This is a genomic window from Fredinandcohnia quinoae (assembly GCF_022427965.1).
In the GTDB taxonomy this organism is placed as follows: domain Bacteria; phylum Bacillota; class Bacilli; order Bacillales; family Bacillaceae_L; genus Ferdinandcohnia; species Ferdinandcohnia quinoae.
The window spans coordinates 1-15,551 of sequence record NZ_JAKTTI010000010.1; the positions used below are offsets into that span (position 1 = coordinate 1).

14 protein-coding genes are annotated in these 15,551 nt (G+C 35.4%); 6 read left to right on the top strand and 8 right to left on the bottom strand.

The window, feature by feature from the left end; genetic code table 11:
- Positions 1–90 precede the first annotated feature (90 nt).
- The gene (gene rpsD, locus MJG50_RS08355) at positions 91–693 is read right to left on the bottom strand and encodes a 30S ribosomal protein S4 (RefSeq protein WP_240254620.1); all 603 of its coding nucleotides are present in this window, start codon (positions 691–693) and stop codon (positions 91–93) included.
- A 389-nt stretch (positions 694–1,082) separates the two neighbouring features.
- Here rpsD and MJG50_RS08360 point away from each other — a divergent pair, with 389 nt between their 5' ends.
- Positions 1,083–2,516: a sensor domain-containing diguanylate cyclase gene (locus MJG50_RS08360; RefSeq protein ID WP_345893222.1), complete on the top strand. Its 1,434-nt coding sequence runs from the start codon at positions 1,083–1,085 to the stop codon at positions 2,514–2,516.
- 16 nt (positions 2,517–2,532) lie between these two features.
- On the opposite strand, the gene acsA is transcribed toward MJG50_RS08360, so the two are convergent.
- Positions 2,533–4,251, bottom strand: coding sequence for an acetate--CoA ligase (gene acsA / locus MJG50_RS08365; protein WP_240254622.1), 1,719 nt, complete (start codon positions 4,249–4,251; stop codon positions 2,533–2,535).
- Between the two features lie 199 nt (positions 4,252–4,450).
- Between acsA and MJG50_RS08370 the strand changes: the two genes are divergently transcribed.
- Genes MJG50_RS08370 through MJG50_RS08380 form a run of 3 tightly spaced genes read left to right on the top strand, consistent with a single transcriptional unit; the run spans position 4,451 to position 6,972 of the window.
- Positions 4,451–5,083 carry a GNAT family N-acetyltransferase gene (locus MJG50_RS08370; protein ID WP_240254624.1) on the top strand — a complete coding sequence of 211 codons (633 nt, stop codon included), beginning with the start codon at positions 4,451–4,453 and terminating at the stop codon, positions 5,081–5,083.
- Positions 5,084–5,140: 57 nt separating this feature from the next.
- A complete protein-coding gene (locus MJG50_RS08375) occupies positions 5,141–5,785 on the top strand; it encodes an acetoin utilization AcuB family protein (RefSeq protein ID WP_240254626.1) in 645 nt (214 codons plus the stop codon).
- Positions 5,782–6,972, top strand: coding sequence for an acetoin utilization protein AcuC (locus MJG50_RS08380; RefSeq protein ID WP_240254628.1), 1,191 nt, complete (start codon positions 5,782–5,784; stop codon positions 6,970–6,972). The genes MJG50_RS08375 and MJG50_RS08380 overlap by 4 nt, the downstream gene beginning before the upstream one ends.
- 16 nt (positions 6,973–6,988) lie before the next feature.
- On the opposite strand, the gene ccpA is transcribed toward MJG50_RS08380, so the two are convergent.
- Both ccpA and MJG50_RS08390 read right to left on the bottom strand, forming a co-directional pair.
- Complete coding sequence (gene ccpA, locus MJG50_RS08385) at positions 6,989–7,987, bottom strand: catabolite control protein A (RefSeq protein ID WP_240254630.1); 999 nt, start codon at positions 7,985–7,987, stop codon at positions 6,989–6,991.
- 203 nt (positions 7,988–8,190) lie between these two features.
- A complete protein-coding gene (locus tag MJG50_RS08390) occupies positions 8,191–9,267 on the bottom strand; it encodes a bifunctional 3-deoxy-7-phosphoheptulonate synthase/chorismate mutase (protein ID WP_240254651.1) in 1,077 nt (358 codons plus the stop codon).
- 192 nt (positions 9,268–9,459) lie between these two features.
- On the opposite strand from MJG50_RS08390, the gene MJG50_RS08395 reads away from it, so the two are divergent.
- A complete protein-coding gene (locus MJG50_RS08395) occupies positions 9,460–11,613 on the top strand; it encodes a cell division protein FtsA (protein ID WP_240254653.1) in 2,154 nt (717 codons plus the stop codon).
- Between the two features lie 49 nt (positions 11,614–11,662).
- On the opposite strand, the gene ytxJ is transcribed toward MJG50_RS08395, so the two are convergent.
- The 3 genes from ytxJ to MJG50_RS08410 all read right to left on the bottom strand — a co-directional run bounded on the left by ytxJ (position 11,663) and on the right by MJG50_RS08410 (position 12,896).
- Complete coding sequence (ytxJ, locus tag MJG50_RS08400; RefSeq protein WP_240254658.1) at positions 11,663–11,983, bottom strand: bacillithiol system redox-active protein YtxJ; 321 nt, start codon at positions 11,981–11,983, stop codon at positions 11,663–11,665.
- Between the two features lie 70 nt (positions 11,984–12,053).
- Positions 12,054–12,419 carry a YtxH domain-containing protein gene (locus MJG50_RS08405; RefSeq protein WP_240254660.1) on the bottom strand — a complete coding sequence of 122 codons (366 nt, stop codon included), beginning with the start codon at positions 12,417–12,419 and terminating at the stop codon, positions 12,054–12,056.
- Between the two features lie 27 nt (positions 12,420–12,446).
- Positions 12,447–12,896, bottom strand: coding sequence for a DUF948 domain-containing protein (locus MJG50_RS08410; RefSeq protein WP_240254662.1), 450 nt, complete (start codon positions 12,894–12,896; stop codon positions 12,447–12,449).
- 181 nt (positions 12,897–13,077) lie between these two features.
- On the opposite strand from MJG50_RS08410, the gene MJG50_RS08415 reads away from it, so the two are divergent.
- Positions 13,078–14,193 (top strand): aminopeptidase, encoded by a 1,116-nt coding sequence (locus MJG50_RS08415; RefSeq protein ID WP_240254664.1) that lies wholly within the window; start codon positions 13,078–13,080, stop codon positions 14,191–14,193.
- 59 nt (positions 14,194–14,252) lie between these two features.
- Here the strand turns inward: MJG50_RS08415 and murC are convergent, their stop codons facing one another.
- Positions 14,253–15,548: a UDP-N-acetylmuramate--L-alanine ligase gene (murC, locus tag MJG50_RS08420; RefSeq protein WP_240254666.1), complete on the bottom strand. Its 1,296-nt coding sequence runs from the start codon at positions 15,546–15,548 to the stop codon at positions 14,253–14,255.
- Between the last annotated feature and the right edge of the window lie 3 nt (positions 15,549–15,551).

Sequence of the window (15,551 nt, forward strand, 5' to 3'; positions counted from 1 at the left end):
CTCAGGTAAAGATCTATACCTACTAACAGTGCAAAGATTATTTTCACAGAAAAAAAGATAAGGACATAATCCCTATCTTTTTTATCGCTATTAACGTGAGTAGAACTCAACGATGAATGCTTCGTTAATTTCTGCTGCTAATTCAGAACGTTCAGGTAAACGAGTGAATGTTCCTTCTAATTTTTCAGCATCAAATGTTACATAATCAGGTACAAAGTTTGTAGCTTCAACAGCTTCTTTGATTGCAGATACGTTGCGTGATTTTTCACGAACTGCAATTGTTTGACCTGGTTTTACACGGAATGATGGAATATCAACGCGTTTGCCATCTACTAAAATGTGACCGTGGTTAACTAATTGACGTGCTTGACGACGAGTACGAGCTAATCCAAGACGGTAAACAAGGTTGTCTAAACGTGATTCTAAAAGAATCATGAAAGTTTCACCTAGGATACCAGGCATTTTGCTAGCTGTTTCAAATAAGTTACGGAATTGACGCTCATTTAATCCGTACATATGACGTAGCTTTTGCTTTTCTTGTAATTGTAAACCATACTCAGAAAGTTTTTTACGTTGGTTTGGACCATGTTGTCCAGGAGCGTAAGGACGCTTTTCTAATTCTTTACCAGTACCACTTAATGAAATACCAAGACGACGGGATAATTTCCAGCTTGGACCTGTATAACGAGCCATGAATGACTCCTCCTTCAATGTTTTTATTTTGTTGTAAAATAAAAACAGATGTGTTAGTACGTTCATGCTTATTTTGTTTTCATGTATCCTCGCCCTAGCAGCCAAGAGTTACAAGATACACCTTCTTATAAGAAAGAGGAACAAAATAAAACAAAAACCTAGCACATAAGCCGCAATATTTTACACAACGACCATTATATGATCTTTTTAGCACAAAGTCAAGTCAATCAAATATTTGTGTTTACGAGATAAAATCATTTTTTAAAGCTGCTAAGGAGCATAAAATTACATTTCAAGAATATAATTAATCTTTTATAGAGAAAATATTTAAATTAACGTTTATAATAGATATATAAGTGAGTATTCAAATGCAGATATAGGTGATATAAATGACAATACAGAATGAAGAATTGAGATATGAACAATTATTTCGTGTAACAGCTAAGTTTCATTCATCAATGGAAATTGATGATGTTTTAGCTGAGGTTATCCATACTTTACGTGATGTATACCCATCTTTTACATATTACTTATTACTCGCACATGATAATAAAGCATACGATGCTATACCAATTAAAGATTTGCAGTTCGAAACCGGGGTTAATACTGCTGCAATGCAGGCTTTCGTGACAGGAAAAATTCAAATTAAAGATTCAATCAAGGAGAAACAATCAATCATGTATGCACCACTGAAAGGGAAGCAAGGTGTATATGGAGTATTAGAAATTATTGCACCCAATTCGATGATGTTTCCAAAATCGGAAATTAGATTTATTGAGCTTCTCGCAAACACAGCAGGCAATGCATTTGAAAATGCGCAATTATATCAACAATCTAAGCAATTAGTTGCTGATTTACAACTTATTAATGAAACATCACATCGTTTAAATTCAAATTTACGACTAACAGAAACAATGACATTTATGTCAGAACAAATTATTAAGTCATTTGAAGCAAGTGAAGTTGGTTTTATCGTAGTTAATTCCCAGGGTGATACAGAAGTACTGCCTGGAAGCACAGAGTTTTTTGAAGATGAACAGAGTGGTGAGTACTTGGAATTCTGCATAACAAAGATAATGAAACAAAAGGAGCCAATTTTTATAGGTGACTTACAAACCGAGATGTCATTTACCCAAACAATTTACAAATCCATCATGGCTGTTCCAATGGTCCAACGTGATGAAATCATTGGGTTTGCAATAGTCCTACAGAAAAAACCATACTTTTTCTCATTTGATAAATTTAAGCTTTTACAATCCTTAATCCACCACTCTTCATTGGCTTTTACGAATTCTATATTACGTGAAGAACTTGAAACTCTTGTAATCACTGATTATTTAACAAAACTCTATTCTAGAAATCACCTTGACAATATGGTTCAAAAATCAATGGAAGATGATGCTTATGGGACATTTATTTTAATTGATATTGATAATTTTAAAAAGATAAATGATACATATGGTCACCAAGTTGGTGACGAAACAATTATTCAAATAAGTAATTTGATCAAAGAGAATATTCGTGATCATGATATTGGGGCTCGTTGGGGTGGAGAAGAATTAGCAATCTATTTACCGAAAGTAGATCTGGAAGCTGGTTATACAATTGCAGAGCGACTTGTGCAAAGAGTAGCAGAACAATCGAATCCTAAGGTAACCATCTCATGTGGAATTGCAGCTTGGAAGAAAGAGAATAAGGAAACATTTCAAAGCCTTTTCCATAGAGCAGATTATGCATTATATATAGCAAAAGAATCTGGTAAGAATCAAGTAATAGCAAATGAGAATAAGAACTATGATGAAGTAAAAAAACCTACTAAATAGTAGGTTTTTTTAGACTCTAATCTTCCATCGTTGACAAATCACCTGTTGGAAGATCAAGCTCCCATGCCTTAAGGACACGTCGCATGATTTTTCCACTACGAGTTTTTGGTAGTTTATCTTTAAACTCAATTTCACGCGGCGCCGCATGAGCTGCTAAGCCTTTTTTTACAAAGTCTCGGATTTCTTCCTTTAATTCATCCGATACTTCATAGCCTTCACGTAATGCAACAAATGCTTTAATAATCTCGCCACGAACAGGGTCAGGTTTTCCGATAACACCAGCCTCTGCAATTGCCGGGTGTTCTACTAGTTTGCTTTCTACTTCAAATGGTCCAACACGCTCTCCAGAAGTCATGATGACATCATCAACTCTTCCTTGGAACCAGAAATAACCATCTTCATCCATATATGCTGAATCCCCAGATACATACCAACCATTAGGCATAAAATATGATTCATATTTTTCTGGGTTATTCCAGATTATATTCATCATCGAAGGCCAGCCCTTATAAATTGCTAAATTCCCCATACGATTTGGAGGCAATTCATTTCCTTGATCATCTACGATGGCTGCTTTAATACCCGGGAAAGGTTTGCCCATAGATCCAGGCTTAATTTCCATGCTAGGATAATTACTAATAATTTGTGCACCAGTTTCTGTCATCCACCAATTGTCATGAATTCGTAAATTAAAAACTTTTACTCCCCATCTAACAACCTCTGGATTCAATGGTTCACCAACACTTAGCACATGTCTAAGTGAACTTAAGTCAAATTGTTTCACTAGCTCATCACCGGCACCCATTAACATTCTAAATGCTGTCGGGGCACTATACCATACCGTAATCCCATAATCCTCAATTGTTTGATACCATGTTTCAGGCTTAAAACGTCCACCGACAATGACATTCGATGCGCCATTCAGCCATGGACCAAACATTCCATAGACCGTTCCGGTTACCCAGCCTGGGTCTGCAGTGCACCAATAAATATCATCTTCTTTTAAATCTAATATCCAATTAGCAGTCTGATATTGCTGGATCATCGCATTATGAACATGCAATACACCTTTAGGCTTTCCTGTTGAACCAGATGTATAATGCAAAAGCATACCATCTTCACGGCCAACCCATTCGATTTCAAGCTCCTTGCTTGCAGTTTCCAATCGGCCCAAGAAGTCAATTATTTTCCCATCTTCTTTTACTTCTTCGCCAACTAGGACAATATGTTTTAACGCAGGAAGTTCATTAACTGGGACACGTTCCAATAATGCTGGAGTCGTAACAATTACTTTCGCTTCACTATCGTCTAATCGGTCTCTTACAGCACCTTCCATAAATGCTTCAAATAATGGACCCACAACAGCTCCTAGCTTCATTGCACCTAAAATCGTAAAATATAATTCTGGAGATCTTGGCATAAATACAAAAACACGATCACCTTTTTCAACATCAGCAGCCTGTTTTAATACATTTGCAGCCCTATTTGAGTATTCCTTCATTTCTTTGAATGTATATTTTTCTTCACGGGAAGGATCACGATAATAAAGTGCAACCTTGTTTTTTCTTACACCTTCTGCATGGCGGTCAATCGCCTCATATGCGATGTTGACTTTGCCTGTTTCAGACCATGAGAAATTCTTTTCTACTTCCGTCCAGTCAAAATTTTCATATGCTTGATTATAGTCTTTTAAATTATAATCTCCTTTTATCACTGACAGCGTTTCCATCTTCATATATGCATCCTCCTTATGTACTTAATTTCTAATCTATTATATTATATAAAAGATTTTTTCACAATTTTTAAAATAGTTTTTCTTTACCTTTTCGCCTTCAAAGATTCCTTAATAGTAAGAAAGTTTTGTGAAAATACGATATACTTTTCGATTTCATGTATAATAATAAGAGATGATTAAACAATACGGTGGTGAAATTGTGATACATAAAAAAACCTATAATGCAAAAGAGTTAAAAACACCGAATGGTAATCTACTTATCGAAGGTCCCATTACTGGTGAAGCACTCGCAAGCTATGAATTTCACCAAGATCTTGTAGCATTTCGTCCTCCCATCCAACAGCAAAAAGCTTTAGTGGGGATTGCTGATCTACCTGAGGGGCGAATCATCGTAGCAAGGGATCGACACATGATTGTAGGTTATGTAACATTTCTTTATCCAGATCCATTAGAAAGATGGTCTGAAGGAAAGATGGAGAATTTGATTGAACTTGGGGCAATTGAAGTCATTCCAAAATTCCGAGGTTCAGGAGTTGGAAAGAACTTACTTACTGTATCAATGATGGACAATGCAATGGAAGATTACCTCATTATTACAACTGAATATTATTGGCATTGGGATTTAAAAGGCACTGGTCTTAATGTTTGGGAATACCGTAAAGTAATGGAAAAGATGATGAATGCGGGGGGACTTGTATGGTTTGCAACTGATGACCCCGAAATCAGTTCTCATCCAGCGAACTGTCTTATGGCTAGAATTGGGAAGAGAATTGAAAATGAAACAATACAACAATTTGACAGACTGCGTTTTATGAATCGATTTATGTACTAAAAATATTTTTATAGACTTACAAACTAGAATATCCTGTTAATTAAGAGGGGGATTCAAATGATAGTTGAGGAAATAATGAAAAAGAAAGTACATACCCTTGTACCTACTGATTCTATTGCAGCCGCTATTAAGCTAATTGATGAAGAGAAAATAAGACATATTCCGGTTGTAAATGAAAGCAATCAATTGGTAGGAATTATAAGTGATCGAGATATTCGTGATGCCAAACCTTCTATCCTTAATGAAAATGACCCGAAAGCAGCTCTTGAAAATCCTATTTCAAATATAATGAAGACTGAAATCATAACTGGACATCCTCTTGATTTTGTTGAGGAAATCTCAGCAATTTTTTATGAGCACCGTATCAGCTGTTTACCAATTGAAAAAGAAGGAAAATTAGTTGGGATTGTAACTGAAACTGACCTTCTACACACATTGGTACAATTAACTGGTGCACACCAACCTGGGTCTCAATTGGAAGTAAAGGTTTTAAATCGCACAGGGGTTCTTGCTGAAGTCGTCAATATTATTAAAAAATATAATGTCAATATTAGTAGTGTTTTAGTTTATCCGGATAAGGATTTGGATTTTAAAGTTTTAGTATTCCGCGTTCAAACAATGAATCCAACAGGGATTATTACTAATCTAAAAGAAGAAGGCTATACTGTTATGTGGCCTAATATTCCAGGATATCAGTCATGAGTAATGAGGCAGTCTTTGTATACTCTGATCAATTTTTAGCATACAGATTTAGTAATGAACACCCCTTTAACCAAACCCGGGTTAGGCTTACATATGAATTATTAAAAAGTATGAACGCAATAGATGAATCACAAATTATACCTCCACGATTGGCTACAGATGAGGAATTAGAACTATTTCATGACCCTAGTTATATTCAAGCAGTGAAACTTGCTGGTGAAGGAAAGCTCTCACAAGAGGTTGGCTTAAATTACGGATTAGGAACAGAGGATACTCCAATATTCACTGACATGCATACTGCGAGTGCCTTACTTGTCGGAGCCACTCTTACTGCGGTAGATCAGGTAATGACAGGGAAGGCAAACCGTGCACTTAATCTTGGCGGCGGCCTCCATCATGGCTTCCGAGGTAAAGCCTCAGGATTTTGTGTTTACAATGATAGTGCAGTTGCTATCAAATATATGCAAAAAAAATACAATGTAAAAGTATTATATGTTGATACAGATGCCCATCATGGTGATGGAGTTCAGTGGGCGTTCTATGACGATCCAAATGTTTGTACACTATCCATTCATGAAACTGGCCGTTATTTATTTCCCGGAACAGGAAATATTACAGAACGTGGGCAAGGCAGTGGCTACGGTTATTCATTTAATATTCCATTAGATGCCTTTACAGAGGACGAATCATGGATTAAAGCTTATACAACATCTTTTAAGGAAATCACCGATTTTTTTAAGCCCGATGTGATCTTCACACAAAACGGTGTTGATTCACATTACTATGACCCATTAACACATCTTTCAGCTACAATGAAAATATATCGGGAAATTCCAAAACTTGCCCACCATCTTGCCAATCAATATTGTAATGGAAAGTGGATTGCTGTCGGTGGTGGAGGTTATGATATTTGGCGTGTCGTACCAAGGGCATGGGCAATGATATGGCTTGAGATGACTGGTAAATCCTCAATCTCAGGAGCATTATCTCAAGATTGGATTTCGAAATGGCAACCAAAAGCACAGGTAACACTTCCTGCTATGTGGGATGATGAAGATAATATGTATAAACCAATCCCAAGAAAAGCAGAAATTGAAGAAAAAAATGAAATTACTGTATCAAAGGCTTTATATCCAATCAGGAACAATAAAAAAGACCTAAATAAAAACCATGGCACAATGAACTAAATGTGCCATGGCTTTTTTATTTTGTTGATTTTCTATATTCAATTCGATGTGGTAGAACAACAATATGGTCATCAACTTTTTCTTTATTCATATATTTAGTTAATAATCTCATTGCCACTGCGCCTATATCATACATTGGCTGAACAACAGAGGTTAACTGTGGACGTACCATTAATGCAAGTCTCGTATTATCAAAACCAATAATTTCAATATCGTCTGGTATCGAAATACCTTGATCCTGGGCACCGTGAATAACACCTAATGCCATTTCATCAGTTCCAACAAAAATCGCAGTTGGTTTTACATTTAATTCATTAATTTTTTCAAAGCCTTCTATACCTGAATCATATGTATAATCGCCTTCAATTACTAACTCTTCTTGGAAAGCTAAGCCAGCTGAGTGTAAAGCACGCTTATAACCAGCTAACTTCTTGTCACCATTAATTGGCTCATTCAAAGGACCACTAACAAATGCAATTTGTTTATGTCCTTTATTAATTAAGTCGTTAACCGCATCAAAGGCTGCTTGTTCACAATCAATCATTACAGAGGGAATCTTATTACTGTGTTCAACTGATGCTGCTAATACAATAGGTACAGGCGACTTCTCAAACTCTGCAACGTGTTCCTCAGTAATATTACCACCCATAAATACAATTCCATCTACTTGTTTTCCAAGCATTGTGTTTAATAAATGTAATTCCTTGTCTTTGTTTTGATCAGAATTACTTAAAATAATATTGTATTTATACATAGTTGCAATATCTTCAATTCCTCTTGCTAATTCTGAATAGAAGATACTTGAAATATCAGGTATTATAACTCCAACGGTTGTTGTTTTTTTACTAGCTAAACCACGCGCAACTGCATTAGGTCGATATCCTAATCGTTCAATTGTTTCTAATACTTTCTTTCTTGTAGTTGGTTTCACGTTAGGATTACCATTCACCACACGTGAAACAGTTGCCATTGAAACATTTGCTTCTCTGGCTACATCATAGATTGTCACGTTCATTGACAAAACACTCCTCATTACCAATTCATTTATCTATAGTATGTACAGACTTAACAAACATAATTGATGTCACGTCTAACTTATGTAAATTATCATACGATACTATAGTCTTTAGGGCAATCTCTTTGCCTATATTTATTCAAATTTTTGTATCTTTTCACAAAAAGTCCCCCCACATATTTGTAGGAGGAACTTTAAGGTTATTAAGCTTTGACTGTTTGCAATGCTTTTAATTCAGTAATCCAATGTTCAAATTGTTCAAAGTTCATTTGTTGAGCAGAGTCTGAAAGTGCTACTGCCGGATCTGGATGAACTTCAGCCATTACACCATCAGCACCAATCGCAAGAGCTGCTTTTGCACACGGCAATAATAAGTCACGTCGGCCAGTAGAGTGAGTAACATCAACAACTACAGGCAAATGGGTTTCTTGCTTTAAAATTGGCACAGCAGAGATATCTAATGTATTACGTGTTGCTCTTTCGTAAGTACGTATCCCTCTTTCACATAAGATAATTTGATCATTTCCTTGTGCCATAATATATTCAGCTGCATTTACGAACTCATCTAAAGTTGCAGCCAAGCCTCTTTTTAGTAATACTGGTTTCTTTACAGAACCGGCTGCTTTTAATAACTCAAAGTTTTGCATATTACGGGCACCAATTTGAATCACATCTAAATATTCTACAGCAGTTTCAATATCAGCTGGGTTTACGATTTCACTAATCACTGCCATATCAAATTCATCCGCAATACGTTTTAAGATTTTCAATCCCTCTAAACCAAGACCTTGGAAATCATATGGTGAAGTTCTTGGCTTATATGCCCCACCACGAAGAAGTTTTAAGCCATGGCTTTTTGCAACTTCAGCGACTGAAGCAACCTGCTCATAGCTTTCAACAGCGCATGGGCCAACGAAAAAGAATTGGTTTCCGTTACCAATTTTTTCACCTTTTATATTAACAATTGTATTTTCTGGCTTTTTCTTTCTTGAAACAAGTAGAGCTTTTCGGTGATCATCTTCTTGTAATTCAAGTCCAGCTTTGAAAATTTCTTTGAATATATGCTGAATCGTAGATGTTTCAAATGGGCCTTCATTATTATCTAAAATATTATTAAGCATGTTTCGCTCACGCACAGGATCATAACGATTAACCCCTTGAGGTTCTTTAACTTTACCAATCTCTTGTACTAATTTTCCCCGTTCACTAATTAATTGTAATAATTGAAGATTTATTTCTTCAATTCTTTCGCGTAACGTGTCTAATTCAGCTTTGCTCATCTCTCTCGTCCCTTCCCTTTCTTGTTTAAGCACTTAAACTTATCGCATTAAATTTGAAATTATGGTACATTTCTAGTAATTAGAATTTATTATAAACGAAATAAATTACAATGTCACTATATAACTTTAACAATTAAACGCTTTTAAGTATTAAAGAAATTATTGATTTTTTAAATGTGGGTGAAAAGAAATATGGAAGACAAAAGTACAATTTTTGCACTTGATATTGGAACCCGTTCTGTTGTAGGAATTATTTTAGAAAAGACAGATTCCATATATTCAATTAAAGATGTAATGATTAGAGAACATAAGAAGCGAGCAATGGTAGATGGGCAAATCCATGATGTTCTCGCAGTCTCTGATGTCATTCAGGAAATAAAAACGGGATTAGAAGAGAAGCATGGCAAACTATCAAAAGTGTCTGTAGCTGCTGCAGGCAGAGCGTTAAAAACAGAGAGATCAAAAAGCTCTATTGATATAACTGGAAAACCATTAATTCAAAAAGAAGATATCGTCCATTTAGAATTAACCGCCGTCCAGCAGGCTCAATTCAATCTTGCCGAAAAGTTTCAAATAGAGAAAAGCTATGATTATTATTGTGTTGGCTACTCCGTGATCCATTATTATTTGGATAATCAGGAAATTGGGAGTTTAATTGATCAAACTGGAAATATTGCCTCAGTTGAAATTATATCTACTTTCCTACCAAAAGTTGTCGTTGAATCTTTAATTTCAGCATTACAACGGGCAGATCTAGAAATGGGGGCATTGACACTTGAACCAATCGCTGCAATTAACGTTCTAATTCCACAATCAATGCGACGATTAAATGTAGCACTTGTTGATATTGGTGCAGGTACTTCAGACATTGCAATTACAGATGAAGGAACAGTAATCGCATATGGCATGGTTCCAGTAGCAGGTGACGAAATTACAGAAGCAATTAGTGACCAGTTATTGTTAGACTTCCCGTTGGCAGAGAAGGCCAAACGGGAGCTTTTAATAAATGAGCTCATTTCCATAACTGATATACTTGGCTTCGAGACAGAATTGCCGAGAATAGAAATAATTGAGCAAATTTCCCCTGCTATCGATAAACTTGCCATTTCAATCAGGGATGAAATTCTAGAATTAAATCAACAGAAGCCACCGAAGGCAGTTATGCTTATAGGAGGAGGTAGTTTGACACCAGAGCTTCCAAAGCGGCTTGCCTCATTATTAGGCTTACCAGATAATCGTGTCGCAATTAGAGGAATTGATGCAATCCAACAAGTACTAATTCCAGAGGATGTTCTAAAAGGACCCGAATTAGTTACACCAATTGGAATTGCGCTAGCATCTGACCAAACACCTGTACATTATGTCAGTGTTACGGTTAACAATCAAACCATACGATTATTTGATATGAAAATACTAACCGTTGGTGATTGCCTACTTGCTGCTGGCATTAAAATGAATAAACTTTATGGCAAACCTGGAATAGCAATGATTGTTACAGTTAACAATCAAAATATTACAATACCAGGTGAACATGGTCAGCCACCAACATTAATAAAAAATGGCATTCCTTGTTCATTGACGGATGAAATATATGGTGGAGATGATTTATTCGTTTCTAAAGGTGAAGATGGTACACAAGCAGCATTAAAAATTAAAGACTTGATTGATGAGATTCCTACTAAGTTGATTCGGTTAAATGGTCACTCTTATTATGTAAATGCAAGCATTTTGCAAAATAACGTTCATGTCGATGGCGAAAGCCCTGTACAAGATCATGACAACATCCAGTTTCATTATCCTAGTACAATTGAAAAAGCACTCGAAACCTTGAAACAGGCGAGTCTATTAAAAAAACTTTTACCATTTAAGGTACAGTTAAATAACAAAATGATAGAAGTAAAAGAGTTTTCTAGAAGGTTTTATAAAAACGGGAAGGAAATTCCACTTTCAACTCCTTTTGCTCATAACGACCATTTTGAAATTAAAAACGGGGAGGAACCTTCCGTTAAAAGATTTGCGGAGATTCAAAAAATTACATTACAACAAACCATTCCTGTCTTTTTTGATCAAGAAAAAATAACATTAAGTAAGCCATTACATGAATTTGTTCGTAATGGGTCTATATTATCTGAAGATGATTTTATTAATGAAGCTGATCATTTGCAATTAGTAAAAAAAGAGGTAGATCCTTTTATCTTCCAAGATCTCTTTAGATTTATTGATATACAACCACCGTCAAGCTCAGCCGGACGATTTGCATTATTAAAAAACAATGAAGAATGCACTTTTCATGATCCAATTGCGCCAGGGGATCATCTAAATATTATCTGGCCTGACAACTCGTAAAATAAAAAAATGAGTCCATGGGATAAATTCCATGGACTTTACTATATGATTATGAAGTTGCTTCATTCAAACTTTTTCGGGTTATTTTCCAATGTGACACATTCCATGTCACAATACCTTGATCAAATAAGAGGGCTTGTGGTGATTCATGCCTAATATTGAATGTTTCAGCTATATAGTTTGACAGAGGTCTTGCATCCTGTACGAATAAATAAAATGTTGGAATACCTTTATTCTCAGATACAAATGCTTCATATTCATTAAATGCCGCTTTGCTGATTGGACAAGTTGTACTGTGTTTGATCAGTAAAAACTTTTGTTTTGTTTTCAGAATGTCAGTAAATTCCTCTACAGAATCAATTTTTTTCATTTTTTAATTACCTCCCCAAAATAAAATACATGACGAGTATAGATTAGCACTCTGCCATGTATTTCACAAATTATTGATTTAAGCCACTTTCAGCATCTGTTAATGCCTTCTGAGCCTCTGCTAATTTCGCTTGAAAGAGCTGTTCATTTGAAGTATTTGAGGATACAGTTTCACTTTGTTCATTAGGCTGCTGTACTACCTCATCATTTTTCTTAGCTCCTCCCCCCTTGACCTTACTAATGATCTGATTGGATTGCTCAGAAATAGTTTTAGAGAGGGAATTTGTTTTTTCCTTCACAACGGATGCTTGACTAGTTAACTTTTGACGTATTTCCTGCCCATTTTTAGGAGTTAGAAATAATGCAGTAGCAGCTCCTACGACACTACCCACAATTGTACCAATAATAAAAGTTTTACCTCCATTACCTTTAGCCATTGTTATTCTCCTTTCATGATTAAAGATTTAAATTGAAGTATCCTCTTTCGAATCAAGGGAAGTTTTTCTTTTCTTATCCTTCCATTTATCCCAGATATCTATTACTACATTACCCCATTGGATCACCTGTGAAACTTTTTCTTGATTTTTTTCAATATCACTAGCAACTTTGTCTGTAACTGTGTGGACAGATTTATTAAACCTTTGTATAGATGTCCCTACATCTTTCACAGCATCAACAACTGAATTCAAGCTTTCAGACTTTCTTTGAATATCTTCTGCAAGTTCATTTGTTTTATGTAGTAAAATTGTCGTTTCACTTGTGATGCCTTCCATTTGTTTTTCTAATCCTGCCATTGTTCCAGCGACATTATCTAATGTTTTTTGTAGAGATTTTAATGTTTTTGATAAATAAATAACTAGTATCAAAAAGGCTATTGCAATAACTGCTGCACTTAAATAAAGAATTATTATCATGTTGTAGCTCCTCCTGTTTCCTTCATGCCCTATTTTGTTTACATTTAATCATTACCGCTTCATTATATCATTTTCGACATAATTCACTCAATTCCTGTAATATTAGCATTAAATTAAACTTTTTTTCTTTATTTCGGTTACAATAAAATTTGTACATATAAAAAATATTGGAGGCACTTTCATGAAAGATCCACGAATTGAAACATTAGCTCGAAATTTAATTAATTATTCTGTCCGCCTACAAAAGGGAGAAAAAGTATTAATTGAAAACTTTGGTCTTCAACGTGAACTTGTTACTGCACTAGTTAATGAAGCCTATAAAGCTGGGGGCTACCCATTTGTATTATTAAAAGATCATCAAGTAGACCGAGCATTGCTTCTGGGTGCCCAGGAAGAACAATTTGACATGATAGCTGATTTTGAGGCAAATGTCATGAGTAAAATGGATGCTTATATTGGTTTACGTTCTGGTAATAACATTAATGAACATGCTGATGTTCCTGATGAGAAGATGAAGATTGAAGGCAATACAATTGGCAAAAAGGTTCACCGTGAAATCCGTGTACCAAAAACAAAATGGGTTGTATTACGGTACCCGACATCATCAATGGCACAGCTCGCTAAAATGAGCACAGAGGCATTTGAAGATTTTTATTTCGATGTATGTAATCTGGATTACGGTAAAATGAGTAAGGCAATGGATGCCCTTGTAGAGCTTATGAACAAGACGGATAAAGTACGATTAACAGGCGAAGGTACAGATCTATCCTTCTCCATTAAAGGTATTAAAGCAATTAAATGTGCAGGGGAAATGAATATACCTGATGGTGAAGTATACACCGCACCTGTTCGTGACTCCATTAATGGAACACTAGCTTATAATACACCTTCTCCATATCAAGGATTTACATTTGAAAATGTAAAGCTCACTTTTAAAGATGGTAAAATTATTGACGCAACTGCAAATAATACAGAGCGTATTAATAAAATTCTTGATACAGATGAAGGAGCACGTTATATCGGGGAATTTGCGATTGGAGTAAATCCTTATATTCAACACCCGATGCAAGACATCCTGTTTGATGAAAAAATCGATGGCAGTTTCCATTTTACACCTGGACAATGCTATGATGATGCATATAACGGCAATCAATCAAATATTCACTGGGATATGGTTATGATTCAACGACCTGAATACGGTGGTGGGGAAATTTATTTTGATGATGTATTAATTCGTAAAGATGGATTATTTGTCATACCTGAGCTAGAAGGACTAAATCCTAACAACTTAAAATAATTTTAAAAGGGACTATGCAGTTTTTGCATAGCCCCTTCTATTTAGGCTTGTTTTAACTATTATAAGCATTTTTCATAGGCTTCCTGGAATTTTTGAATATCTCCAGCACCCATAAAGATTAATACACCATTATCATGCTTCTTAAGTACAGAAGTATTCTCTTCATTAATTAATTCTGCATTTTCTATTCTTGACTTTAAGTCATGAATAGAAAGCTCACCTTTGTTTTCACGTGCCGAACCAAATATATCACAAAGATATACATGATCTGCTTTTCCTAAACTTGAAGCAAATTCATCCAAAAATGTTTGAGTTCTCGTGAATGTATGCGGCTGAAAGACTGCAATAATTTCACGATCAGGATATTTCTGATGTGCAGCTTCAATCGTTGCATTAATTTCAGTTGGGTGATGTGCATAATCATCAATTAAAATTTGGTTTGCGATTTTCTTTTCGGAAAATCTTCTTTTTACGCCTTGAAATGTTTCCAGACGTTCTTGAATAATGGATACATCAATATTTTCATAATGGCATAATGCGATAACTGCAAGTGCATTTAAAATATTATGATCACCATATCCATGAATTGAAAACGATGCAAAGAAAGTATTTCTTACAAATACATCAAATTCAGTTCCTGTTGTGCTTTTTTTAATATTACGTGCTTGAAAATCATTTTCCTCGGCAAATCCATAATAGAGAACAGGAACTTTTGCTTGAATACTTTGAAGATGTTCATCATCACCACAAGCAATTATACCTTTTTTTACTTGTAATGCCATTTCCTGAAAGGCATTAAATACGTCATCAACATTTGCAAAATAATCCGGGTGGTCAAAATCAATATTTGTCATAATCGCATAGTCAGGATGATAGCTTAAAAAATGGCGTCGATATTCACATGCTTCAAATACAAAGTATTTATTATTCTCTGACCCTTTTCCAGAACCATCACCAATCAAATATGAAGTAGGTTCAGCTCCCTGCATAACGTGTGCAAGTAATCCTGTTGTTGATGTTTTCCCATGAGATCCTGTAATCGCAACACTAGTATATTTCTCCATAAAATCACCTAAAAAACGATGATAACGAATGACGGGTAAACCCAATCGTGCTGCTTCTGCAATTTCTTCATGAGTATCAGGGTAGGCATTCCCGGCAATCACAGTTAAACCTTCACGAATGTTTTCTTTACTAAAGGGCAAGAGGGAGATTCCTCTCTCTTCTAAGGGCTTTTGTGTAAAAAATCGTTTTTCATAATCTGACCCTTGAACTTCATAGTTCATATCGTGAAGCACCTGTGCCAAAGAACTCATGCCAGTGCCTTTAATGCCAACAAAGTGGTAAACTGTCATATA

Bases quoted from the DNA above. Each gene is read 5' to 3' on its own strand.
- MJG50_RS08360 (WP_345893222.1), top strand. From the start codon at position 1,083: ATGACAATACAGAATGAAGAATTGAGATATGAACAATTATTTCGTGTA.
- MJG50_RS08405 (WP_240254660.1), bottom strand. From the start codon at position 12,419: ATGGCTAAAGGTAATGGAGGTAAAACTTTTATTATTGGTACAATTGTG.
- MJG50_RS08390 (WP_240254651.1), bottom strand. From the start codon at position 9,267: ATGAGCAAAGCTGAATTAGACACGTTACGCGAAAGAATTGAAGAAATA.
- rpsD (WP_240254620.1), bottom strand. From the start codon at position 693: ATGGCTCGTTATACAGGTCCAAGCTGGAAATTATCCCGTCGTCTTGGT.
- murC (WP_240254666.1), bottom strand. From the start codon at position 15,548: ATGACAGTTTACCACTTTGTTGGCATTAAAGGCACTGGCATGAGTTCT.
- ytxJ (WP_240254658.1), bottom strand. From the start codon at position 11,983: ATGAAAAAAATTGATTCTGTAGAGGAATTTACTGACATTCTGAAAACA.
- MJG50_RS08410 (WP_240254662.1), bottom strand. From the start codon at position 12,896: ATGATAATAATTCTTTATTTAAGTGCAGCAGTTATTGCAATAGCCTTT.
- MJG50_RS08415 (WP_240254664.1), top strand. From the start codon at position 13,078: ATGAAAGATCCACGAATTGAAACATTAGCTCGAAATTTAATTAATTAT.
- acsA (WP_240254622.1), bottom strand. From the start codon at position 4,251: ATGAAGATGGAAACGCTGTCAGTGATAAAAGGAGATTATAATTTAAAA.
- MJG50_RS08380 (WP_240254628.1), top strand. From the start codon at position 5,782: ATGAGTAATGAGGCAGTCTTTGTATACTCTGATCAATTTTTAGCATAC.
- ccpA (WP_240254630.1), bottom strand. From the start codon at position 7,987: ATGAACGTGACAATCTATGATGTAGCCAGAGAAGCAAATGTTTCAATG.
- MJG50_RS08375 (WP_240254626.1), top strand. From the start codon at position 5,141: ATGATAGTTGAGGAAATAATGAAAAAGAAAGTACATACCCTTGTACCT.
- MJG50_RS08395 (WP_240254653.1), top strand. From the start codon at position 9,460: ATGGAAGACAAAAGTACAATTTTTGCACTTGATATTGGAACCCGTTCT.